The 23,744-nt window shown below is 72.1% G+C and carries 18 protein-coding genes and 1 tRNA gene; 5 read left to right on the top strand and 14 right to left on the bottom strand.

What is annotated here, in order from left to right; translation table 11 throughout:
* Positions 1-32: 32 nt before the first annotated feature.
* The 13 genes from ACFYZ3_RS33360 to ACFYZ3_RS33300 form a co-directional block, all read right to left on the bottom strand.
* Positions 33-105 (bottom strand) — tRNA-Arg (locus ACFYZ3_RS33360).
* A gap of 93 nt (positions 106-198) precedes the next feature.
* Positions 199-1,305, bottom strand: a complete 1,107-nt coding sequence (locus tag ACFYZ3_RS33355) for an NADH:flavin oxidoreductase/NADH oxidase (RefSeq protein WP_388525691.1) — start codon at positions 1,303-1,305, stop codon at positions 199-201.
* Positions 1,302-2,972 carry an AMP-binding protein gene (locus ACFYZ3_RS33350; protein ID WP_388525688.1) on the bottom strand — a complete coding sequence of 557 codons (1,671 nt, stop codon included), beginning with the start codon at positions 2,970-2,972 and terminating at the stop codon, positions 1,302-1,304. The genes ACFYZ3_RS33355 and ACFYZ3_RS33350 overlap by 4 nt, the downstream gene beginning before the upstream one ends.
* A complete protein-coding gene (locus tag ACFYZ3_RS33345; RefSeq protein ID WP_388525685.1) occupies positions 2,969-5,029 on the bottom strand; it encodes a CoA transferase in 2,061 nt (686 codons plus the stop codon). Before ACFYZ3_RS33345 ends, ACFYZ3_RS33350 begins: the two co-directional genes overlap by 4 nt.
* Positions 5,026-5,895, bottom strand: coding sequence for a menaquinone biosynthetic enzyme MqnA/MqnD family protein (locus ACFYZ3_RS33340; protein WP_388525682.1), 870 nt, complete (start codon positions 5,893-5,895; stop codon positions 5,026-5,028). The genes ACFYZ3_RS33345 and ACFYZ3_RS33340 overlap by 4 nt, the downstream gene beginning before the upstream one ends.
* On the bottom strand, positions 5,892-6,719 hold the full coding sequence (locus tag ACFYZ3_RS33335) for a class I SAM-dependent methyltransferase (RefSeq protein ID WP_388525679.1): 828 nt from the start codon (positions 6,717-6,719) through the stop codon (positions 5,892-5,894). Before ACFYZ3_RS33335 ends, ACFYZ3_RS33340 begins: the two co-directional genes overlap by 4 nt.
* Complete coding sequence (locus ACFYZ3_RS33330) at positions 6,716-7,474, bottom strand: SDR family oxidoreductase (protein WP_388525676.1); 759 nt, start codon at positions 7,472-7,474, stop codon at positions 6,716-6,718. Before ACFYZ3_RS33330 ends, ACFYZ3_RS33335 begins: the two co-directional genes overlap by 4 nt.
* Positions 7,467-8,663, bottom strand: coding sequence for a hydrolase (locus ACFYZ3_RS33325; RefSeq protein WP_388525673.1), 1,197 nt, complete (start codon positions 8,661-8,663; stop codon positions 7,467-7,469). Before ACFYZ3_RS33325 ends, ACFYZ3_RS33330 begins: the two co-directional genes overlap by 8 nt.
* A gap of 16 nt (positions 8,664-8,679) precedes the next feature.
* Positions 8,680-9,507, bottom strand: coding sequence for a cyclase family protein (locus tag ACFYZ3_RS33320; RefSeq protein ID WP_388525670.1), 828 nt, complete (start codon positions 9,505-9,507; stop codon positions 8,680-8,682).
* Positions 9,508-9,638: 131 nt separating this feature from the next.
* Positions 9,639-9,944 carry a putative quinol monooxygenase gene (locus tag ACFYZ3_RS33315; RefSeq protein ID WP_361008134.1) on the bottom strand — a complete coding sequence of 102 codons (306 nt, stop codon included), beginning with the start codon at positions 9,942-9,944 and terminating at the stop codon, positions 9,639-9,641.
* A gap of 28 nt (positions 9,945-9,972) precedes the next feature.
* Positions 9,973-11,172 (bottom strand): MFS transporter, encoded by a 1,200-nt coding sequence (locus ACFYZ3_RS33310; protein WP_388525667.1) that lies wholly within the window; start codon positions 11,170-11,172, stop codon positions 9,973-9,975.
* A gap of 267 nt (positions 11,173-11,439) precedes the next feature.
* Entirely contained in the window at positions 11,440-12,009 is a 570-nt protein-coding gene (locus ACFYZ3_RS33305; RefSeq protein WP_388525664.1) for a TetR/AcrR family transcriptional regulator, read from the bottom strand.
* Positions 12,010-12,283: 274 nt separating this feature from the next.
* Positions 12,284-16,180 (bottom strand): type I polyketide synthase, encoded by a 3,897-nt coding sequence (locus ACFYZ3_RS33300; RefSeq protein ID WP_388525661.1) that lies wholly within the window; start codon positions 16,178-16,180, stop codon positions 12,284-12,286.
* Positions 16,181-16,497: 317 nt separating this feature from the next.
* On the opposite strand from ACFYZ3_RS33300, the gene ACFYZ3_RS33295 reads away from it, so the two are divergent.
* Together ACFYZ3_RS33295 and ACFYZ3_RS33290 are read left to right on the top strand one after the other, a co-directional pair.
* Entirely contained in the window at positions 16,498-17,745 is a 1,248-nt protein-coding gene (locus ACFYZ3_RS33295) for a hypothetical protein (RefSeq protein ID WP_388525658.1), read from the top strand.
* Positions 17,746-17,945: 200 nt separating this feature from the next.
* Positions 17,946-18,773, top strand: coding sequence for an alcohol dehydrogenase (locus ACFYZ3_RS33290; protein WP_388525654.1), 828 nt, complete (start codon positions 17,946-17,948; stop codon positions 18,771-18,773).
* Positions 18,774-18,833: 60 nt separating this feature from the next.
* Here ACFYZ3_RS33290 and ACFYZ3_RS33285 read toward each other — a convergent pair whose 3' ends face one another.
* Entirely contained in the window at positions 18,834-20,444 is a 1,611-nt protein-coding gene (locus ACFYZ3_RS33285; protein WP_388525651.1) for an FAD-dependent monooxygenase, read from the bottom strand.
* 339 nt (positions 20,445-20,783) lie between these two features.
* On the opposite strand from ACFYZ3_RS33285, the gene ACFYZ3_RS33280 reads away from it, so the two are divergent.
* The 3 genes from ACFYZ3_RS33280 to ACFYZ3_RS33270 all read left to right on the top strand — a co-directional run bounded on the left by ACFYZ3_RS33280 (position 20,784) and on the right by ACFYZ3_RS33270 (position 23,710).
* Positions 20,784-21,851, top strand: a complete 1,068-nt coding sequence (locus ACFYZ3_RS33280; RefSeq protein ID WP_388525648.1) for an aldo/keto reductase — start codon at positions 20,784-20,786, stop codon at positions 21,849-21,851.
* 81 nt (positions 21,852-21,932) lie between these two features.
* Positions 21,933-22,991: a ScbA/BarX family gamma-butyrolactone biosynthesis protein gene (locus ACFYZ3_RS33275; RefSeq protein WP_388525645.1), complete on the top strand. Its 1,059-nt coding sequence runs from the start codon at positions 21,933-21,935 to the stop codon at positions 22,989-22,991.
* Positions 22,988-23,710 carry an HAD family hydrolase gene (locus tag ACFYZ3_RS33270; protein ID WP_388525642.1) on the top strand — a complete coding sequence of 241 codons (723 nt, stop codon included), beginning with the start codon at positions 22,988-22,990 and terminating at the stop codon, positions 23,708-23,710. The genes ACFYZ3_RS33275 and ACFYZ3_RS33270 overlap by 4 nt, the downstream gene beginning before the upstream one ends.
* The last annotated feature ends 34 nt before the right edge of the window (positions 23,711-23,744 follow it).

The raw sequence follows: 23,744 nt of genomic DNA, 5'->3' as shown, positions 1-23,744 counted from the left end.
ACCTACGAGAAAAACGTAGGTGCCCTTTCCTGTGCCCCCGGCAGGATTCGAACCTGCGACACCCGCTTTAGGAGAGCGGTGCTCTATCCCCTGAGCTACGGAGGCGAAGGAGACTGGCGACAGTGTAGCGGGTGAGTCCCGGCGGTCGCTGGGGGCGCCGTATGTGAGGGGTGGGGTGCTCCGGGGGCGGTGGGGGTGTCATGGGTGGGCCATTTCGTAGGGCTGTGGCCAGGTGGGTTTCGCGCCCAGTTCCTGTGCCGCCCGGTGGGGCCAGTACGGGGTGCGGAGCAGTTCTCGGCCCAGCATCACCGCGTCGGCCTGGCCCGTGGCCACGATGTGTTCCGCCTGGTGCGGGTCGGTGATGAGGCCGACGGCGGAGACCGGGGCGCCGGACTTGTGCCGGACCGTTGTGGCGAAGGGGACCTGGTAGCCGGGTGCCACCGGCTTCCTGATCCCGGGGGCCACCCCTCCGGAGGAGATGTCGAGCAGGTCCACGCCGTGGTCCAGGAGCTCGACGGAGAGGCGCACGGTGTCCTCGACCTCCCAGCCGTGTCCCGGGCCCTCGGCGGCAGACCGCTCCAGCCAGTCCGTGGCCGATGCGCGGAAGAAGACCGGGAGGCCGTCGGGCCATACGGAGCGCACCGCGTCGACCACCTCCAGCGCGAATCGGATCCGGTTGGAGAAGGAGCCGCCGTACTGGTCGCCGCGGCGATTGGTGTAGGGGGAAAGGAACTGGTGGATCAGGTAGCCGTGTGCGCCGTGCACCTCGGCCACTTGGAAGCCCGCGTCCAGGGCGCGTCGTGCCGCTCGGGCGAAGTCGTCGACGACCTGGTGGATCTCGGGGACGGTCAGCTCGTGGGGAGCGAGATGGCCGGGGGCGTAGGGCAGTGGGCTTGGGCCGACGGGGTGCCATCCTCCGTACTCCGGGGTCAAGGGGGTGCCGCCGTCCCAGGGGCGGGCGGTCGACGCCTTCCGTCCCGCGTGCGTCAGTTGGATGGCGGGCACCGAGCCGAGGGCGCGGAGGCCTTGCGCGATGCGCTGGAACGCTGCCTGCTGGGTGTCGTTCCACAGGCCGAGGTCCGCCGGGGTGATCCGGCCGGCCGCCGTCACGGCCGTTCCCTCGGTCATGACGAGCCCCGCGCCGCCCACGGCCCGTGTCGCGAGGTGGGTGAAGTGCCAGTCGCCCGGAGCCCCTGTGTGCTCTCCGTCGACGGGGGCGGAGTACTGGCACATCGGCGCCATCCACACGCGATTGCGTATGTCGAGGGAGCGCATGACGAGGGGGGTGAACAGGGCGGCGCTCATGTGGTGCCTTCTCTCACCGGTGGGGGATTTCCGGGTTCTGGAGTGCGTACGAGGGCGTCGAGTTGTGCGCGGTCCACTTTTCCTGACGGGCCGGACGGGAAGGCCGGGAGGACGTGCAGGATTTCCGGCAGCTTCGCGCGCTCCAGGCCGCGGTCGGCGAGGAGGAAACGGTGGAGTGCGGGCAGGGTCGGAGGTCGTGCGCCCGGTGTCGGGACCACGAAGACCGCGAGGCGTTCGCCGAGCAGCGGGTCCGGTACGCCACGGCACACGGCGCCGGCCACGTCGGGGTGGGACGAGACGTGGAGTTCGACCTCCGCCGGGCTGATGTTGAGACCCGCCCTGATCACGATGTCCTTCTTGCGGCCGGTGAGCCGTAGTCTTCCGTCGTGGGTCACCGCCCCCAGGTCCCCTGTGCGCACCCAACCGTCCGGGGTGCGGTAACGGCGGTTGAGGTCCGGGTCGTTGACGTAGCACAGCGGCGTGATGGGGCCGCGTGCCCAGATCTCGCCGGTGTGGCCGGTGGGGACCTCGGCGCCGTGCTCGTCGGCGATCCTGAGCCGCACGATGGAGGGGTCCGGGCGTCCCGCCGTGGTGTCCACGACCTCCGCGGGGTCCCCGGGGCGGGTGTGGGAGTTGACCCCGTCCGCCGACCCGTACACGGTGGTGACTGTGGCGCACAGGCTCCGCCGCAACCGTGCGGCGATCGCCGGCTGGAGTGGCGCACCGCCGCTGACGACGCAGCGCAGGGACGACACGTCCGTGTCCGGCAGCGTCGGGTCGGTGAGGAGTTCCTGGTACATCGTGGGTACGCCGAGAAGGTGGGTCGGGCGTCGTTCGGCGACCATGCGGAGTACCGCCGAGGGGGAGAAGCGGGGAGTGACGAGCACCGTCGCACCCAGCACGCACAGCGCGGCCAGGCCGACCGAGCCGAAGGCCGAGGCCAGCGGGACCATGCACAGCAGGCGCAGCGGTTCCCGGTCGCCGGCGCGCAGGTTCAGCAGCAGGCGTCCGCGGCTGGCGGCGAGCGCGTTGTGGGAGTAGGCCACGAGTTTGGGCGCCGCCTCCGTTCCGGACGACACGATGATGCGCGCGGCCGAGTCGGGGTCCGGTGACGCCCGTGGGAGCCGGTTCCGCGGCGGGACCGGGCTGTGCCACACCGGTTCCAGCGCCCGCATGCCGGGCAGGCGGGGGCCCTCGACGTACACGTGTCGCAGTGCGGGCAGGTCCGCCCGGAGTTCGTCGACCGTCCGCGCGTAGTCCTGGTCCCCGACGGTGCGGGTGATGAGTGCCGCGACGGCGTGGGACTTTCCCAGGATGGCCCTGGTGTCCTGACGTCTGCGGCCGAGGGGGTACGGCAGGCCGACGGCACCGGTCGCCGCGATGGCCAGGTCGGCGGCGAGCGCTCGCCATCCGTTGGCCAGGTTGACCGCGACGACGTCGCCTCCGCGAACGCCTTGTTCGCCCAGTTCGGCGGCGAGAGCCGTGGCGGCGCGCAGGAGTTCGGCGTACGTGGTGGTGCCGTGCGGCTCCACCACCGCGGGGGCGTCGGGGTGTTCGCGGGCCCGTTCGCGGAAGAGGTCGAACAGCGGGCGCCCGGGATAGACGCCCTCGGCCTTCCAGCGCCGGCGCAGTCGGGCGGGGACGAGGTCGGGCAGCGGGACGGTCATGACAGGAATCTCCAAGGGGGTGCCACCAGCGCACACGCGCCATGACGGAGGTCCGCCCGGAAGGCCGGGTCCCGGGCGACGGCCGCGATGTCTTCCTGGACGAGGACCGCGTCGATCCCGTTCGTGCCGAGGTCCTCGATCCAGCTCCGGGCCGGGCGGGTCAGAAGGCGGGCGGCGACGGTGTCACGCAGGGGTGGGTGCGGCCCGGTGGCCGGGATGTTCAGCGCCGTGGCCAGAAGGCTCCGACCTCCGGCGGCCGGCAGCGACAGGGCGATGTGGCCGTTCGCCGTGCGGTAGGGGCCCTCCCATGCCGCATGCGCCCGTGCGGAGGGGGCGCGGTCTGCTTCCAGGCGCTGGAGAACCGACGCCGCGGACAGCAGGGACGTGTCCACCCGCTGGGGTCCGCCCCCGAGTTCGCGTGCCAGCAGCCCGGCGAGAACGCCCTCGGCCGATATGAGCCCGCCCAGGATGTCGAGCACCGTCATCAGCGTCGGCCGGGGCCGGTCCGCGCCTTCGGCCATCTCCCAGGCCAGACCGGATCGGGCCTGGACCATGAAGTCCGTACCGGGGAAGAGGTCCGGAGCCGACGAGGGTCCCCACCCCGAAGCGTGGGCGTACACCAGGGCGGGGTTGGCCGTGCAGAGGGCCTCGGCGTCCAGGCCGAAGACCTCGGCCTTGCCCGGCGCCCAGTTGTGGAGGAAGACGTCGGCCCGCAGGGCCAGGTCCCGGACCGTGCGCCGGCCCTCGGCGGTCTTGAGGTCGGCCTCGACCACGCTCTTGGCCTCGTTCAGGGCGAGGAACCGGGCGGAACAGTCGCCGACCACCGGCTCCGCGGCGCGCTGCGGATCGCCGCCCGGGGGTTCGACGCGTACGACGTGCGCGCCGAGCATCTGGAGGACGTGCCCGGCCATCGGGCCCTGGATACGCCGGGTCGCCTCCACGACGGTGATGCCGCGCAGCGGTTGCCCGGCCGTCGGAAGAACGTGGGGGGCGGACTGCGGGGCCGGGCGGGAGAAGGGACGCTCCGTGTGCTCCGTGTGCTCCGGGTGCTGCGTGTGCTGCGTGCCCGGCGGGCGCAGGCTCCATGGCGCCGGGAGCGGTTCCTCCTCCGCGTACCGCTCGGCCGTCGTACGGATGCGGCACACGCTGAGGCCGCTGCGGGCTCCGGCGGCGGCGATGTCCGTGAAGTCGCGGGTGCCGAGCGTCCGGTGCAGGAGCGGGGGCAGCGGTGCCCTCGCCGCGGAGTAGCGGTTGACGAAGGTCCGCCAGCCCAGCGGGACCTCACGGCCTCGAAGGCCGAGAGCGGCCCAGAAGTCACGCCAGGGGGTGCCGTCCAGCGCCTCCAGTTCGAACCAGACTCCGTCCCGGCTGAGGAACGGCGGGCCGGTTCCGGTCCGGGTCCCGGCTCCGGTTTCGGCTCCGGCTCCGGTTCCGGTCCTGGTCCTGGCTGTGGGCCGAGGTTCCGCTGGTCCGTCCGGCCCTGTCCCGTCCGGCCCTGTCCCGTGCGGCCCTGTCCCGTGCGGCCCTGTGCCGTCCGGGGCGGTCTCGGCGGCCAGGTACTGCGAGACGCTCAGCAGCGCCGCGCTCGAACGGGCCGTGCGGATCCGTCCCAACCGCGCTCCACGCGTCCGCGCGATCAGGGCCGCGAGTACCCCCTGCACCGCGAGCACCCCGGCGCAGGCGGCGACGTAGTCGAGCGGCAGGCGGCGTGGTGCGTTCCCTTGCCGGCCGTTCACCGCCATCAGGCCCGCCATGGCCTGGAGGGCCGTCTCGCCGAGCCGGGACCCGGGAGCGTCCGGGAACGGGAGTATCTCGCAGACCAGGGGATGCAGGCCGTCCTCGGACAGCACGGTGAGGTGCTCCGTCGCCGCATGCCGCGGGGTCCGGACGCCGGGACGGTGCCTGGCGCCCAGTGCGCGGAGGTGGTCGAGCGCGACCGCGCCGGCCGGTCCCGCGGCCGTACCGTCGACCGTGACACCGGCCAGTGGGGCGGTCGGCGGGGCGGTGTGCGGGCCACGTGTGCGTGCCCTCCCGTCGACGGCGGGTGCCGCGTTCATGCGTCGCTCCCCACCGGACGGGGGGAGCCGAGGAACGAGAACGGCGGGCACGCCGGGACCGCGCCCCGTTCGGCCGCGAGGCCGGCGAACGTCCGCATGCCCTCCAGGTGCCGTGCCGTCAGGTCGAACGACAGGTGCCGGAAGTAGTCGGCGGCCTGACGCGGCGCGACGGTGGTGCCGAGCAGGGTGACATCTCGGGCGACGGTGTCGAGGTGGGCCTCGCTGTGGGCGCGGGCCAGCCGCAGGCCACGCGCCAGGGCGTCGGTCTCGGCCGGATGCCGTTCGGCGAACTCGCGCCGTACCGCCCACACCGCGAACACCATGGGGAGCCCGGTCCAGTCCTTCCACAGCGCGCCGGTGTCATGGACCTCCAGGCCGAGACGCGGCCCGTCCTCCAGCCGGGCGCGCAGGGCCACGTCCCCGATCAGCACACCGGCATCGGCATGGCGCAGCATGGCGGAGAGCGTCGGGACGCACGGGGTGTAGCGGGGACGGACGCCCAGGTGCTCCTCCAGGAGCAGTTGGGACAGGAGCACCGTGGTGCGGCTTGTGGTGCCGAGACCGACCGGGCGGTCGTGCAGGTCCCGCAACGGAACCTTGCTGACGATGTTGCAGGAGAGGACCGGGCCGTCGCAGCCGATGGCGAGGCCGGGGAGCAGCAGCAGGCGCTCGTGGTGCCTGAGGTACTCGGCCACGGTGATCGGACCCGCGTCGAGCCGGCCCTCCACCAGGTCGTCGCTCAGTTTGTCCGGGGTGTCGATGTGCAGCGACACCGTGGGCAGGACGCCCGTCCTGCGCAGTGACCACAGGAGCGGGTAGCTGTTCAGGAACGAGATGTGGCCGAGGCGGGGCCGGGCAGCGGTCATTTCCCCCACGCCTTCCGTCCCCACGCCTGGGTGAGGGCCGGTGCCAGGTCCCAGAAGTCCGTGTCCCGCATCTGCGCGGCGAACACCTCGTACTCCTTCGCGGAGAGATATCCCTTGCCGAGGAGCTGTTCCTTCGACATGCCGACCGTGAGCCGCCAGAAGTCGGCGAGGTCGCTGCCTCCTCTGAGGTGCTGGGTGACCGTGTTCGCGCCGAGGTCGCGCAGGCCGTGGGGTGCGAGGGCGGACGGGTAGTTGCGGGCCCACCTGCTGTCGGTGCCGATGGTGTCCCGCAGCAGATCGCTCCACCGGAGCAGCACCTTGCGGTACCCGGCGTCCGGGGAACTGTCGACGGGGAACCACGAGAACGACTCGACCACCAGGACACCGCCGGGCCGCAGCCACCGCACGATCCGCCTCAGCACCTCGTCCCGTTCGGGAAGATGGTTGAGTACGAAGCGGGCGTGGACCAGGTCGAAGGAGTGCGCGGGAAAGGTGTCCCGGGTCACGTCGTGGACCATCGGCAGGAGGTTCTCCTCCGGCTGGGCCACGAGCGGCGAGACGTCAAGGTCCGTGGCCACGACCTGGGCCGGCGCGGTGCGGGCGCACAGCCACCGCGCCATGGAGCCGCCGCCGGCCCCGATCTCCAGGCAGCGCATGCCGGGGCGCACGCCGATGGCGTCCAGCGTCCGTATGGAGAGTGGGTCGAAGACCTCGCCCAGGAGTCGCAGGCGCCTGTGTTCCGGGGTGTCCCGGACGAAGAGGGTCTCGCCGTAGCGTTCGCTCGCCGTCCTCGTCCCGGGGGCGTCGTTCGTCGCTGCGGTCACCAGGCCACCGGTCCGTCCTCGTCGAAGAAGCCGCCGGTCGGTCCGTCCTTGTCCAGCGTGGCCAGGGTCACGACCACCCGAGCGCCCTCCTCGACCGTGCGGGTGCCCCGGTGGCCGTTCAGGTCGGTCGCCACATATCCGGGCGTCGCGGAGTTGACCTTCAGGGGGCTTCCGGCGAACTCGCGGGCGTAGTGCAGGGTCAGCGAGTTGAGGGCCGCCTTCGAGGAGTTGTACGCGAGCAGCGCGCGGTGGGGGGCGGAGAAGTCGGCGGCCTTGGCCAGCGAGCCGAGCCTGCTGGAGAGGTTGACGACCCGGCCGGCGTCCGACGCGCGCAGCAGGGGCAGCATGGCGTGGGTCGTCGCGATCACGCCGAACACGTTGGTGCGGTAGATCCGCTCGGCCAGCGTGGACGTCGTCGCGCTGGGGGCGATGTCGTCCTCGACGACGCCCGCGTTGTTGACGAGCACGTCGAGGCGGCCGAATTCGCGCGCGATGCGGTCGGCGGCGGCCGACACCGACGACTCGTCGTCGACGTCGAGCTGGATGAAGTGGGCGTCGATCCCGGACTGCCGCAGTTCCTCCACGGCGCGGGTGCCCCGGGAACGGTCGCGGGCGCCCGCGAGTACGGTCATGCCGCGGAGGCCCAGTTGGCGTGCCACCTCGCGGCCCAGCCCCTTGTTGGCTCCCGTGATCAGGGCACAGGTCCGTTCCGTCCGTTCCGTGCGCTCCGTCTTACTCGGTTCCGTGTCACTCACGATGGCTCCTTGCGTCTCGTCGGGCGCCGTACGGCGCTCCGGGGGAGGTGGTCAACTGCTCGGTGTAGGAGCGGCCGGCGGCCTCGAAGCCCAGCAGGGCGTGGCCGGCCGCGGTGGTGATGTCGCGCCAAGGACGCTGGAACCGGGGGTCCGACTGACCGCTGGTTCCGACCAGGCGGTACAGCCGGGAGACGGCCGTGGAGATCAGCTCCATGGCCAGGGCCGCGTCGCGTGCGTTGCGCACCGCTTCGGAGGGGCCGACGCGGCCGAGGTCGGCGGTGGCGGCCGCCCGGTCGACGAGGAGGCGGGCGGCGTCCACTTCGCCCATGGACCGGGCCAGCGCGACGCGTGCGGCGTCCGTGGACCTGGTCGGTGCGTCCCGGAGCCGCTGCGTCCAGGCGGCCAGGGCCGCGGCCGCGGCGCCCAGGGCCGGCGCCACGAAGCACAGGGGGGTCACGGCCGCGGACGGCACGGTCAGCCAGGGGTGCGCCGAGAGCGCACCGTCGGCGGCCAGCCGCCGGGGGAAGGACAGCTCCCGCGCGACGAAGGCCTCGTCGACCCGGACCGTGTCACTGCCCGTGCCGCGCATGCCCGGGGCCGACCACGTGCCGGTGATCTCGTACGCGTGCCGGGGTACGGCGAAGAACCGCACCGCCTCGCCGCCGTCCTCGGCCGTCCTCCCGGCGAGCAGGGCCCAGTGGGCGAAGGCGGCCCCGCTGACGTACTGCCAGCTTCCGGAGAGCAGCCACCCTCCGGGGCCCGGCCGGGCGTGTCCGGTGGGCGCGACGGCACCGACCAGACGCACGTCCGGGCCGTCGCCCCAGATCACGCTCCGGCCCTCGGGGGGCAGGAACCCGGCGAGCCGGCCGAAGTTGGCGAAGACGGCCGCGACCCACGCGGCGGACGCGCAGCCCTCGCCGACCGCGGCGACGGCGCCGACCAGGGTGGCGAAGCCGCCGCCGACGCCGCCCCGTTCGGGTGGCACGAACAGCCGGTGGAACCCGGCGTCCGTCAGCGCCGCGACCGTCCCGGGTGCGAGCCGGCCGTCGCGGTCCGCGGCGTCCGCCCCGTGCCCGGCGACCGACCGCGCGGCCGGGACGGCGTTCAGCAGGTCCGTCGCACGGCGCCCCGTCCGCCGCGGTGGCGACGGTTCGGCGGCCGTCGGGCGGTGCGGTGCGGTGGCCGTCACCTGGGCACCGGCCCCGTCAGTAGATGCCGAACACACGGCACGGCCCGGCGAAGCCCTTGCGGTGCTTGATGAGCCCGATCACGGCGGTGGCACCGGACTCCGGCACGGTGGACAGGTTCGCGATGTTCTCCACCCCGTAACGCATGTCTCCCAGGACGATGCGGTGTGCCCCCGGGTCGTCCACCTGGAGGTTCTTGGCGGCGTCGAGGCTGGGGGTGTCGGTGCCGGCGGCGTGGACCGCCCGCTCGTGGACCAGCAGCTCCGCGGCGTCGAAGCCCAGGCCGGGGAAGTGGGCCGCGCCCTCGGAGTCGCGGTTGATGTAGGCGCCGGGGGTGTTGATCCGGTCGCACCAGCCCGAGTCCATGACGACCAGGGCGCCCTGGGGGATCCGGCCGTGGCGGCTCTCGTACCTGAGGATGTCGTCTGCGGTGAGTGTGGTGTCGTGGTCCTTCGCGGCGCGGTCGCCTATGCGGATGACGCAGAGGGGGGCGATGAAGCGGTCGATGGGGATCTCGTCGGTGTACATCGGACCGTCCTCGAGGTGCGCGGGACCGTCCACGTGGGTGCCGGTGTGCTCGTCGATCTCCAGCTTGTTCGCGTTGAACCCCTCGCCTGCCACGTCGGCGAAGTGATCGATGTTCGGCTTGAGGACGATCGGCTCCAGCACGGGGAAGTCGTTGCCGAACGTGTGCGTCAGATCGCTGACGCGGCTCCCCCTGATGAGTGGGGTGCCGCCGCTGGGCCGACCGGTCGTCTGCCGCTCGTCCCCGGAGTCGGCGCCGTGACCGGCGCAGTCGTGGCCGGCCTCTCCGTAGACCTGCTCCATGACCTTGGGGCTGCACATGACGGGATGCTCCTTGGATGTGAGGGGCGGAAGTGCGGAATCGCGGAAGCGCGGAAACGGGCACGGCGGCCGGCGCGGGCGGAGGGGCTCGTGAGCCCCTCGGCTTCGGCCGACCGCCGGTTGTGAACAGGTCAGGACGCGGTGGGGTCCACGACCCGGGTGCCGCGGATCAGCCAGGTGGGGCCTTCGGCGATGTCCCCGATCCGCTCGAAGAACTTCGCGAAGTGCGGACCGGCCATGTGCTTGTCGAACGCGGCCGCGTCGTCGTACACCTCGTCCAGGTAGAACCGGTTGGGGTCGTTCTCGTCCGCCACCAGCTCGAACCGCTGCGTGAACGGCTCGTCCACGGCGGAGTCGCGGGCGTCGGCGTGGCAGGCGGCTATGAAGTCCTCGCGCCGGTCGGGCTGTACGTCGAAGGCGACGGCAACGTGGTACATGGGGTTCCTCCTTGGGGATGCGGGACGGTCAGTCGACGAGCACGGGCGGCGTGGTCGTCTGCTGCGGCGCGGCACTGGTCTGGCGGAAGCGCGGGCGCACCGCCCGGCCACGGCCGGAGCACAGGCCGAGGATCAGCTCGGGCAGGGTGAACGCGGCCAGCAGGACGAGGGAGACCGTCCATCCGTCCGTGGCGCCGTGCAGCAGGCCCAGCAGAAGCGGGCCGGCGATGCCGCCGACCAGGTAGCCGATGGTCTGCACCATGCCCGACAGCTGCGCCGCGACCTGGGGGTTGGGGGACCTGAGCCCGATGAAGGTGAGGGCCATGGCGTGTCCGGCCCCCAGGGTGAGACCCAGGACCACGACCCACAGGGCGGCGATTCCCGGCACCCAGAGCAGACCCAGCAGGCTGATCGCGCCGCCGACGGCGATGGCGATCACCATGGGGGCGGTGCCCTTGCGCCCGACGAGGATCGGGGCGAAGAGTGCTCCGGGAACACTCACCAGCATGGCCACGGAGAGCAGCGCTCCGGAGGCGGCGTTGCTGTGTCCGAGGTCGGCGAGGATCGTGGGCAGCCAGCCCAGTGCGGTGAAGTAGGCCAGCGCGCGCAGTGCCAGGTATCCGGTGACCTGCCAGGCCATGGCGTCGCCCAGCAGGGATCCGCGGGCCGTGGAGCCGGTGGCGGGAGCGGGACGCTCACTCCGGCGGGCGAGCGGCAGCCACACGATGAGGCCGAGTGCCGCGGGGACGACCCACAGGGCGAGCGAGCCGCTCCAGCTGTCGGTGGCGTTGCGCAGGGGGACGGCCACGCCCGCCGCCAGTGCGGCGCCGGCGCTGAGCACCGCGGTGCCGATGCCGGTGTACAGGCGCACCCGGTCAGGGAAGACGCTCTTGATGACGGCCGGCATCAGCACGTTGCCGATGGCGAGGCCGGCGCCCGCCAGAGCGGTACCGAGGAAGAGCGCCCAGGCGGCCTCGTCGAGCCGGACGAGGATTCCGGCGATCAGGAAGAGGAAGCCGAGCACCAGGGCGCGGGGGGTACCCAAGCGGCGGGACAGGGCGGGGGACACGGCGGCGAAGACACCCAGGCACACGACCGGCAGCGTCGTGAGAACGCTCACCGCCGAGTCGGAGAGCCCGACGGACTCCTGGATGTCGTCGAGCAGGGGGGAAACGCTGCCGACGGCGGGCCGAAGGTTGAGGGCCAGCAGGGTCAGCCCCACAGTCATGGCCACTGCGCTCGGACGGGCGCCTGAACGGTGGTCGGACACGGAGCTCCTCCTTGTCTGAGGTATATGGATGCGATCTGTTGGATGATTCCTGTCGACCATAAGAGGTCTTATCCATAGCAGTCAATCCACATGGCTCAGGAGGAGGCGGGTTGGCTGAGACCTTACCCCTCGGGGGCCTGATCGGGACGGGGGAACGGCAGAGCCCCGGGGCGACGTCTGGGTCGTCCCGGGGCTCCGGAGGTGGCGTGTGAGAGGTGCGCCGGTTCAGTGCGGGGCGAGCCCGGCCAGCAGGGCGGTGCAGGCGGCCTGCAGTTCGGCCTCCAGGTCGCCCTGGCCGGCGGGCTTGCGTGCCCACCGGAACAGGGTGCCGAGGTAGACGTCGCGCAGCAGGTGGCCCGCCAGTTCGGAGTCGACGCTCTCGGGGATGCCGCCACTCGCTCGCCCCGCCTCGATGAAGCGGCTGAACATGTGGGCGGTGTGCGGCTCCTCGTGCAGGGGTGCCCCCGCGCGGACCCAGGCGTTCAGCAGGGCCTTGGTCTGGGCCGAGTTGGCGAGGGTGATCTGCGCGAGGATGCTCATGCAGCGCGACAGGGTGTGCCGGATGTCGGCGACCTCCGGGCCCTCGATCCCTTCCGGGTCCAGCCCCTCGCGCAGCAGGACCCGCCGCCGCTCGCTCCACTCGCCGATGATGTCTTCCTTGCGCTGGAAGTGGTTGAAGAAGGTGCCGCGCGCGACGTCGGCCCTCTCGGCGATCTCTTCGACTGTGGTCTGGTCGTAGCCCTGCTGGGTGAACAGCTCCAGGGCGGCTTCGTAGATGCCGTTCTTGACGCGCATCTTGTTGCGCTCCCGGCGCCCCTGTGGTTGCGCCGCAGTGGGAGAAATCGTCTCGACCATCTTCAACTCCAGTAGCGCACGGGACGGCGTGCACGGTCCGGCTGCCGCGGGTCACGGATTCGCGTGCCCCGGCTGCGCACTTGCATCATGTTCACTTGTATCACGATCCATGAATGATGAGTAGTGCAGAATTGACCTGGGGTTTACCAAGGGTGGGTGGTCAGTCACCCCCCCCGGCCCTGCCCTCGTGTCCGCGACCCGGGCCGTCCGCGACTCAGACGGTCGGCTGGAGGGAGCTCGCCTCCGAGACCAGCTCCTTCAGGGCGCTGTCGCTGAGCAGGCGGGAGAGCGCGATGTCCCGGTCGGTGACGTGCCGGAAACCGACGCGCAGTTTGGCCGCGCTCAAGGAGTCGATCCCGTAGTCCCGCAGCGAACGGCGTAGGTCCAGACGCTCGACGGGGAGCCGCAGAACCTGCGAGATCTGGGCCAGGAACAGGTCTCCCGTGTCCCCGGCCCCGGTGATCCCAGTGTCCCCGGCCCCGGTGTTCCCGGTGTCCGCGAGCGGCGACCGCTCCTCGCCGGCGCGTGGCGAGGGAATCGCCACGGAGAGGTCGGCCTGCGCGGGGCGTGGTCCGCGCAGCATGCGTGTCGCCGCCGCCAGGCGCCGGGCCGGCCTGCGGACCATGCGCGCGAGGCCGAGTCCGTCGGGGGTGCCCCCGCCGCGCGGGGACGCGGCGCGACGCAGCTCGATGCCGCCGAAATCGGCCACCGGCCGTCCCTGCGAGTCGAGCACCCACACGTGGGCCACGGCGGTCCGGCCGGAGTCCCTGGGCGCCACGAGTGCGCGCACCCACACGTCACCGGTGAGCGGGCGGTGGAACCGGACCCGCGCGAAGGACGTGACGGTGTACGCGTGGTCCGCCACGCAGGCGAGGAGCACCAGCAGGCAGCTCTCCCAGGCGACGTGCGGTGAGCCCTGCGGGCTCGCGACGAGGGCGACGGCCTCGCCGTCGCGCCGCCACAGGCGTCGCAGGGTCCGTACGCGGGAACCGACGGTGTAGCCGCGGTCGACGAGATCCTCCGCGAACTGTGCCGACGTGCGCGGAGTCCGGCACCGGGCGAGGGCCGCGTCCAGCCGGGCCAACGAGTGCCGCTGCTCGACGACGGCCTCGCCTTCGACGCGGACCCGGGCAGACAGTGCCGTTCGACCGGTGTCGTCCGCCGGGTGGACCGTGGCCGCCATCGCGCCGGGCGTGGCCGCCAGTCGGACCCGCAGAGTCGTTTCGCCTCCGGCCGGCGGTTCGATCGGCTCCTTGACCTCGGCCTGCTCCAGCGTGACGGTGGACCGGCCGGCCGTGGCGCTCACCGCTTCGTGGAGCGTGGCCAGATGGACCACCGGCGGAATGGCCTCGAAGCCGTGCAGGCTCACGGTCGCGTCGGTCAGGTTCGTCGTGATGTCGGTGACCTGGCCGCCGGCCCCGGCCGGAGCGAGGGGTGCGGCCGGTTCCCGGCGCAGGACCTCGCGGTCCCACGGGTAGCGCGGCAGGGGCACCTGCCGTGCCTCCCCCCTGAACCAGCGCTCCCAGTCGACCGTCCCGCCCATGGCGAAGAACGCTCCCAGGGAGCGGGCCAGGGCGAGCGGCTCCTCCCGCGACTTCCGCGTCGTGGAGGCGACGACCCCGGAAGCGGCACCCGCCTCCCGCGCGATGTCGTCGACGGCCATCTGGAGAACGGCGTGCGGGCTGACCTCTACGAAGACGTTGTCCCCCTCCTTCACCAAGTGCCGTATCCCGTCGAGGAACCGCACGGGCTGCCGCAGGTTCTCCATCCAGTACCCGGCGTCCAGTTCGGACCCCGGCAGGAGGGTGTCGCGGGCGGTGGAGTAGAGAGGGACGGTGCCGTCCCGGGGCGTGAGGCCGGCCAGCGCGGCGAGCAGGTCGTCGCGGAGCGGGTCCATGGCGGGCGAGTGGGACGCGACGTTGACCCGGACGATCCGGTGGAAGACCCCGGACCGGTCCAGGCGCCGGCCGATGCGGCGCAGGGCGGTGGCGTCGCCTGCCAGGATCGTGGACGAGGGGGCGTTCTCGGCGGCGACGCACACGTTCTTCTCGGCGGCGACGAGGTCCGCGGCCTGCTCGGCCGAGACGTCCACCGACATCATCGCGCCCTGCCCCACGGTACGGCGCATCAGTGCGCTGCGGCGGCAGATGACCGCGGCGGCGTCCGCGAGCGGCAGGGCGCCGGTCACCGCCGCCGCCGCGACCTCGCCCATGCTGTGGCCGACACACACGGCCGGGTCGACGCCCATGTCCCGCCACGTGGCGGCGAGCGCCACCTCCATGGCCCACAGGATCGGCTGGACCTCGGCGACGTCCTCACCGATGGTCCCGTCGGCGAGGGCCTCGGTCACCGAGCGGCCCGTCTCGGCCCGGACGATCGCGTCGCACGCGGTGATCGCCGTCTCGAACGCAGGGGTGGAATGCAGCAGGGACTGCCCCATGCCGGCCCATTGCGAGCCTTGTCCGGGGAAGACGAACACCGTGCGCCTGGCGGCCTGGAAACCCGCTTCTCCCAGGCCCGCCCGGTCGGTGTCCCCGCCCTGTGCCAGGGTCCGGAGCGCCTGAGCCAGGTCCTCGTGGTCCGCGCCGGTGGCCCACAGCCGGTAGGGGTGCGCGTCGCGGTGGAGTGCGGCCGTCGCGCAGACGTCCCACAGCGGCAGCTCGTTGCCCGGGCCGCCCGGCGAGAGGAAGTCGGCGTAGTCGCCCGCCAGGCGCAGCAGCGCCGTACGGGACCGTGCGCTGAGCACGAGCAGGTGGGCCGGCCTGGCCGCAGGCAGCTCCGTGCGGCCGTGCGGAGCGCGGGCCTTCTCTTCCTCGGCCCGGGCGACCACGACGTGTGCGTTGGTGCCGGAGAGTCCGAAGGAACTGACTCCGAGCAGTGCGTGCCCGGTCTCGGCGGCCAACGCCTGGTTGGCGGCGACGACTTGCACCGCTCCGTCCGAGTCGGTCAGCGCGGGCTGCGGCTCCCGCAGGTGCAGCGAGCCGGGTACGACGCCGTGGCGGGCGATCAGAACCGCCTTCATCAACCCGGCGATCCCCGCGGCCGCTTCGGTGTGCCCGATGTTGGTCTTCACCGACCCGGTCCGGAGCGGGCCGCGTCGCGGGCCGCGCCGCCGGGCGAGGGCGGCCAGGGCCCGCAGCTCCACCGCGTCTCCGACCGGTGTCCCCGTTCCGTGCGCCTCGACGTAGTCGAGCTCCTCCGGGGTGATGCCGGCGTCCCGGCACGCCCTCTCCACCAAGGCGACCTGGCCCGACTCCGCGGGCTTGATCAGCGACCCGCTGTCCCGCCCGTCGTTGGTGACCGCGCTGCCCCGGAGCAGCGCCAGGACGGGGTAGCCGGCCTTCTGGGCGTCGCTCAACCGGGCCAGCACCACGATGCCGACGCCCTCGCTGCGCACGAAGCCGTTCGCGGCGGTGTCTCCGAACTTGCAGCGCCCCTCCGGCGAGAGCATCGCGGCCTGCGAGTAGGCCACCGCGTCGAGCGGAGACAGGATGAGGTTGACGCCGCCGGCGATGGCGAGATCGGTCTCCCCGGTGAGCAGTCCCTGCCGGGCCATGTGCACGGCCACCAGTGAGGAGGAGCAGGCGGTGTCGACCGTCAGGCTCGGCCCGCGGAGGTCCAGGTCGTAGGAGACACGGCCGGAGCCCATGGCCCGGATGTGGCTTCCGGTGGCCTCGTGCAGGTCGTGGGTCTCGATGCGGCTGTCGTGCGCGTAGTCGGCCGTGGCCTGGCCCATGTACACGCCGGTGTTCGTTCCCGCGAGCGTGCTCGGACGGATGCCCGCGCCTTCGAGCGCCTCCCGCACCACGGGGAGCAGCAGTCGGTGCTGGGGGTCCATGCTGGCCGCTTCCGCCGGAGAGATCTCGAAGAACCCCGGGTCGAAGCCGAACGGGTCGTCCAGGAAGCCGCCGTACCGGCTGACCGTCCGTCCGGGTGTGCCCGGCTGAGGCGCGTAGAAGGCCTCGACGTCGTAGCGCTCGGGCGGGACGGGTGTGACGCAGTCCCGGTTCTCGACCAGGTTGGACCAGTACTCCTCAACGCTGTCGGCCTGAGGGAAACGGCACCCCATGCCCACCACCGCGATGATCGTGCCTTCTCTGCCTATGCCCACGTTCAAATCCCCCTATGGATTCCAGGTGTCGTCGAAGAACACGCAGGTGGCGCCGCCCCGGCAGCGCCAACGGAGGGAGCGTAGTCCAAATGTGGACTCCAGGCCAGCATTAGTTCTCGATACAAGGATTGACTCGAAAATGGCCAGTGGCGCAATCGAGTGGGGTGCGTGAGGGCCGTGGGTAAGTTGCTCTGGAGTACTAACTAAGACTCTAGACTAATCTGCGACCACGGTCATAAGGTGGCCTGGAGTCAACGCATGCTGGTGCTGCGGCGGTTCGCTGCGGTTCGGCTGTACGAGCGATGAGGGGGAGCCCGATGGTTTCGCGAACAGCCCGCCCGATGCCCCCATTGAGCGGCACGCCCGTGTTCCAGGCGCGCACCGGCGCCAAGCGGCCGAAGGGAGCACGTGCACCGGCGTCCTCGCTGGAGGATCTGGTGCGAAGCGCCGTCCGGTTGCCTTCGCTGGCGGCGAAGTACGAGCCGTACACCGCTCGCGGGACCTTCGCGCTGCGGGACCTTCCCGTGCTGACGCAGGAGGAGCTGGCAGCCGCTACCCAGGAGGCGGTCGCCTGTCGCGAAGGTGATCCGGGCCTGCTCTGGGCCCACGGCGGGACACTGGCGGCGCCCGGCCTGAGCCTGCTGCCCGAGGGCATGTTCGCTTCCGAGATCCATTCCGCCTGGAGCCCGCTCGGCCCTCGGGACGTCGTGGCCAACCTCCACCCGTCCGGCCGGCTCCGCCCCGACCACTACCTCTTCAACCGGTTCGCCGCCACGGCCGGGGCCACGGTGCTCCCCGTCGGCGAACTGCCGCCGGGTGACGCCGAGGGCTGGCTGGCCCTGCTCGCCGGGCAGGGCGTGACCGCACTGGCGGCACCGCCGCAGACCATGGCGCGCCTGGTCGGCGGCGTCACCGCGGGACGGCCGATCCCCTGGCTGCGAACGCTCCTCCTGGGCGGGACGACCCACGACACCACGCCGGACGCCGTCCTCGCCGACCGCTTCCCCTACACCGACATCTGGCGCCTGTACGGCACGCCGACGTCGTGGGTGATCGGCCACCACGGTCCGCAGTGCCTGGCGGACGTCTACCACCCCTTGCCGCACCAGCTGGTCGAGGTGGTCGACGGCCGCGTCCTGCTCACCACGCTCAGCCCCGTGCGCACGCCTGCGCTGATCCGGTACGAGACCCGGGAACGCGCGGAGTTCACGCACTGCTCATGCGGCCGGCGGGGCCCCGCCCTCCGGGCGCTCGGCCCCACGCCCCCTTCCTTCCGCTTCTGCGGACGCACCATCGACGCCCGGGAACTGGTCGCGCTGGCGACGGCCTGCGACGAGGTCGAGCAGGCCCAGGTCGCCGTCACCCCGGAGCAGTGCCTCCACCTGCGGATCCGCCTGGCCCCGGACGCCGTCGACGACCACCACAGCCGGGCCTGGGTCAGGTACCAGGTCCTCGAACACCATCTTGTGCTCGCCGACTGCGTCGCCGAGCAGCCGGAGGCGTTCGAGGTCGTCCCGGTGGACCACCCGCTCGGCGCGTCCCCCCTGGCCCCGGGGGAGTTCTGACGGCGGGGCGCGTCGTCGACGAAGGACACCGCGCGTACGAACCGCACGCACGAACCGCACGCACGAACCGCACGCACGAACCGCGCGCACGAACCGCGCGCACGGACCGTACGTATGAACCGCACGCACGAATCCGCACGCACGAATCCGCATGCACGAATCCGCACGCACGAACCGTAGGCACGAGAGGAAATGAAGCCATGTCCGAGCAGCTCAGCAGCATGAAGGACGCGATCACGGCACAGGCCGAGGACGAGATACTCGTCGCGGTGCGCGCGGTGGCGCCGGAGCTCGACGAGATGATCAAAGCCGAACCGCTGCCGGAGGGATGGGTGGCGGGCTGGGACGTGGCGGGAGTGGTCATGCGGGCCGCGCCGGAGGGCTTCAGCCCGCAGCCGGGCGACCGTGTCGTCGGTGTGGCGACCGGAACGCGATGGGCTCCGTGCATGGCGCTGCCCACGGAGTACGCCACGGTGCTGCCCGACCACGTGAGCTTCGAGCAGGCGGCGGCGCTGCGTGTCGCGGTGCTCACGGCGTTGCGTCTGGTCCGCGGCGCGGGGGTCATCCGTGGCCGGCGCGTGCTGGTCACGGGAGCCGACGTGGGGGTCGGACGGCTCCTGGTCGAGCTGCTGTCCGCGTTGAACGCCGAGGTCACCGCCGTGGTCGCCGACCACGAGCAGGCCGCGCTCGCGGTGGGGTCGGGAGCGGCTCGGGCCGTGACGGACATCGCCGCCGTGGCGGGCCCGTTCGACCTCGTCTACGAGGCGGCCGACGGCGTCTTCGCGGCCGCCGCGAGGGGCCTCATGGCGGAGGGCGGCAGCGTCTACCTCTACGAGAGCTTCGCCGCTCACCCGGAGGACATCAGCTTCTTCCGGTTCTTCGGCGGTCCGGAGCAGGCCGGGCTCCGGCACTTCGTCTTCCGCACGGCGACGCCGGAGGACCGCGGGCTGGCGCAGCTCCTCGACCTCATGACCACGGGCGAGCTGTCGTTCGGCGCGACCCGGAGCGAGGCGAAGGCCACCGCCTGAGCCCAGGTGAAGGGGGGTGCGGCTCTCGGCCGCACCCCCCTTCACGCTGTTCCCGGCGGTTCAGCGGGCGGCGACCCGGTCCGCCGGGCCCAGCCACTGGGTCAGTTCGACGTGCAGGCGGTCCAGGTCGCCGGCGTGACCGTGCGCCGCGACGTGCCCGTCCGGGCGCACGAGGTAGTAGCCCTGATGCCGGCATCCCGTCTCCGTCCGCGCGGACCTGGCGGACAGGTCGACGGCCCGGACCTGCGGCCAGGCGGCCGCGAGCGCGCGCGCCTGCTCGCGCCAGGCCACCGCGTCGCCCCGGCAGGTCACCGCCAGGGTCCACCCGGCGGGTTCGCAGGCGGTTCCCGCGAAGCCGGCGGGGACGGCCAGGGAGCGCGGGAAGACGGCGCCGACGGTCAGCCCGCCGGGGAGCCGCGAGCGGAGGTGGCAGGAGGTCCGCCCGGCCGGCAGCTGGGTCTGCCGCACCGCCGGGTAGGCGAGCCGGCGCCCCGCCATCACCGGCGCGTAGAGCCGGAACAGACCGGTGCGCTCGGCGACCCGGAACGCGGCGTCGCGGGCCACGACCGCGGTGGGGCGCTTGACCAGCCAGCTCCTCGTCTGGATGTCGGTGTCCCGCACCACCCGCCGGGCCACCGCGGCGCGTTCGGGTCCGTAGGTGCGCAACAGGTCGGAGGGAGCCTTTCCGTGCAGGACGGCCGCCATCTTCCAGGCGAGGTTGTGGGCGTCCTGGATACCGGTGTTGAGTCCCTGGCCGCCGGCCGGGCTGTGCACGTGCGCCGCGTCACCGACGATGAACACGCGGCCGAGCTGGAACTGGTCGGCGTGGCGCGCGTGGATGCGGAAGTCCGAGACCCAGACGGGATCCGTCAGGGTCACTCCGGCCGGGCCGCGGTCGTCCACGATCCGCTGCATACGCTCCACCGTGACCCGCTCGCCGGCGGGCAGGCTGCAGAAGAACCGGAACACCCCGTCGGGCAGGGCCACCACCACCAGTGCCCCGGCGGGCGACTGGTAGTAGAGGGCCTGGTCGGGAGGCAGGAAGCCCTTGATGCGGGTGTCGACCAGGGCGAAGGAACTCTCGTAGGTGTTGCCGGTGAAGCCGCCTCCGAGCAGGCCCCGTACGGCGCTTCCCGCACCGTCGGCCCCGATCACGAAGCGGGCGCCGGTGCGCTCGACGCGTCCGTCCTCGTGCTCGAGCACCGCGGTGACGTCCCCGGTTCCCGCTATGCGGCCGGAGAAGTCCAGCCCCTCGAGCGTGAGCAGCCGCACGCCCCGCTCCACCTTGCCGCCGAGGGCCTCCATCCGCTCGCGCAGGATCCGCTCGGTCTCGTTCTGCGGCAGGCATACGGGGCTGAGGTGCTGCGGGAAGTCGAAGCTGGCCAGCAGCCGGCGCTCGGAGAAGTAGCTGAAGGCGTTGATCTGCGTGCCCGCGTCACGCAGGTGCGCGAGCACGCCGAGGTCCTCGAAGAGATCGATGCTGCGCGGCCAGACGAGCAGGGCCTTCGGGAAGGGCGAGGGAGCCGGGGCGCGGTCGACGATGCGTACGCGCACGCCTCGGCGCAGCAGCTCGCAAGCGGCCACCATGCCGCTCGGTCCGGCGCCCACGATCAGGACCTCGTGCGCCTCGGGGTCCTCGGCCTGCGGTCGGGATGCGGAAGAACTCGGCATGGGGTGGTCCCGCCTCTCATTGACGAATGCCATCAGATGTCTTACGGTCCTAAGGAATCGTACATCCGGCCGCAGGGATTCGGCGAGCCAAAGCGGCAAGAAAGGGGATCCGTCCAGGAGTACGCCCCGGTCTCCTGGACCACCGGATGCCGATGGATCCGCCGAGAGCCGGGAGTGCCCGGTCTCCCCCCGTCCCGGGCACTCCCTCCACCCCACGGGATCCCCCTCCCGCGGGCCCGCGTTCCCCCCGGCGGGCCCCTCCGGTGGGGGCGCGGACAGCGCCGTCCGCGCCCCCGCGGCCAGTCAACGCACGCACACATCAAGGGAAAGCAGGCGAAGATGCGATACCGCTACCTGGGAGACACCGGTCTGTCCGTCTCCGAACTGTGCTTCGGCGCCATGACCTTCGGCGGCGGGGCGACCTTCCTGGGCGCCTCCGACCGCAACTGGTCGGAGTTCGGCACGGTCGAGGACGCCAACGTGGCGCGGATGATGGACCAGGCGCTCGACGCCGGCATCAACTTCTTCGACACCGCCGACGTCTACAAGAACGGCAAGGGCGAGGAGTTCTTCGGCCGCACCCTCGGCAAGGTGCGCGACCGCGTCATCATCGGCACCAAGGGCCGGTGGCGCATCACCGACGACCCCAACGACCTCGGAGCCACCCGCCACCACCTGTACGCGGCGGTCGAGAACAGCCTGCGCCGGCTGAACACCGACTACATCGACCTCTACCACATACACGGATTCGACCCACGCACCTCGCTCGACGAGACGCTGCGCGCCCTGGACGACCTGATCCGCTCCGGCAAGATCCGCTACATCGGGGTCTCCAACTTCGCCGGCTGGCAGCTGATGAAGGCCCTCTCGGTCTCCGAGCGCCGCAACCTCAACCGCTTCGTCTGCTACCAGGGCTACTACAACATCGGCGCCCGCGACCTGGAGCGGGAGATCGTCCCGCTGGCCGTCGACCAGAACGTCGGCATCACCGCCTGGTCGCCGCTGGCCGGCGGTTTCCTCACGGGGAAGTACCGGCGTGGCGAGGGCCGCCCCGAGGGCAGCCGCCTCGCCCAGCGCACGCCGTCCGAGACCACGCCGCTGACCGACGAGGCCCAGGCGTACGACATCGTCGACGAGATGGCGAGGATCGCCGCCGACCACGACGCGTCCGTCGCACAGGTCGCGCTGAACTGGGTCCTCGCCAAGCCGGGCATCACCTCCGCCGTGGTCGGCGCCACCAAGCCGCACCAGCTCGCCGACAACCTCCAGGCCATGGAGTGGTCGTTGACCGAGGAGGAGCTGGGCCGGCTCGACAAGGTCAGCGAGACCACCGCGCCCTACCCCTACTGGCACATCGGCCGCGAGGGCTCCGACCGCAAGCTGCCCGGCGACGTGTATCCGGCCTGAGTTCCCCCGACCGGCGAAACGCCCACCTCCGCATTCTCAGAGCAAGGAACTCACGACCGCGAACAGGAAGCCAGGCCACCCATGACCACAGCACCCCAAGTCGCATCACCGGCGCTGCCGTCGCTGGACTACACCCGGACCGTCGACCGACTGCTCGTCCATCGGGACGCCCTGGGCGAGGTGTTCCTGACGGATCTGCAGGCCATCGACGCAGCCGGTTACGCCGCCGGGGCCCAACTGCCCCGCTCGCACGCCTACTACGGAGACCACCTGCTGCGGCCCAGCTGCCACGATCCGCTGCTGATCCTGGAGGCGTGCCGACAGGCCGCGCTCGCAGGCGCCCACCGCTTCTTCGCCGTCCCCGCCGACCACAAGTTCATCCTCACGCACCTGCGGCTGCGGCTGGACCGCCCGAGTCTGACCTACGTGGGGACCTCGCCGTTCCGCCTCTCCATGCGCGTACGCATAGCGAGCCGCAAGGAGCGGGAGAACCGGGTCACGGGGCTCGACTACGAGATCGACCTGTACGTCGACGGTTCACCGATCGGCACCGCCGCCATCGGGCTCCGCTTCAAGAACCCGAACGGCTACCTCACGCTGCGCCTCAACAACCGCGACGGCATGGCCCTGCCGTCCTCCGCCAGCCATCCCGCGGCCACGCCCGGGGCGCCGCTCACTCCCCACCTCGTCGGCCGGGCCAACCCGGACAACGTGGTGCTGCTGGACGGCGTCGTGATCGGTGACAGCGCCCAGGCACTCCTGCGCATACCGGCCCACCACGCCAGCCTCTTCGACCACCCGCAGGATCACCTGCCGGGCATGGTCATCGCGGAGGGCGCCCGGCAGCTCGCGCTGTTCGCCGCACTCGACATCCGGGGGCTCGCCCCCTCCAAGACGCTGATCACCGAACTGGACGTGCGCTTCACGCGTTTCGGAGAGCTGGAGGACGACACGGTCCTGAGCGCGACCGTACCGCCGCTCACGGGAAGCGGAGCCGAGGAGATCACCGACTACACGCTGGGCGGAGTCCTGGACTCGCGCGGCGGCGTGGACGCGAGGCTTCCCGTGCACGTCGAGGCGACACAGAAGGGGGAGACGCTGTGCTCCTTCGACCTCGTACTGGCCCGGATGCCGGTATGACCGCCACAGCCCTCGGGGTGATGCGCCCGGCACCCCCGACGACGTCGCGCACCGGCGTGTTCTGCGACGTGGACGAGACGCTGATCCGCGTCAAGAGCATGTTCCGCTTCCTGGAGTTCTACCTGGAACGGCGTGGCGAGCCCGCGGCCACGTATCAGCGCCTCGTGGCCGGGCTGCGGGAGTCCGCGCGGCGCGGGGCCCCCCGCAGTGACATCAACCGGGCCTACTACCGGCTCCTGGCCGGTGAGAGCGCCGACCGCCTGGCCGCGGCCGGACGGGCGTGGTTCACCGAGGAGTGGCACAAGTCGCCCGGCGGCCTGTACGTGCCCGAGGTCGAGGAGGCCCTCGCCGGCCACCGCGAGTCCGGCCACGAACTCCTGCTGGTCTCGGGGTCGTTCTTCGCGTGCCTCGACCCGATCGCCGCGGACGTCGGGGCCGGCCGGGTGCTGGCCACCCGCCCCGTGATCCGCCGTGGCCGGCTCACCGGCGAGGTGCTCGCGCCGATGATCGGCCCGACGAAGGGGCGCGCGGTACGGCTCGCCGGAGTGCTGGGCGGATTCGACCTGGCCCGCAGCTCGGCCTACGGCGATCACATCAGCGACCTCGCGATGCTGCGGGAGGTCGGTCGGCCCATCGCCGTCGGCGACCACCCCGAGCTCCTGGCCCATGCCCGGCGCGCCGGATGGGGACGTCTGATCACCGGTGCGGCGAGGCGATGACGGACGCGGGGCCGCACGGCCGACGCGGCCCGGC

This window comes from Streptomyces sp. NPDC001599 (assembly GCF_042893535.1).
Classification (GTDB): Bacteria; Actinomycetota; Actinomycetes; order Streptomycetales; family Streptomycetaceae; genus Streptomyces.
This window is presented reverse-complemented; position numbering and strand designations above follow the sequence as displayed.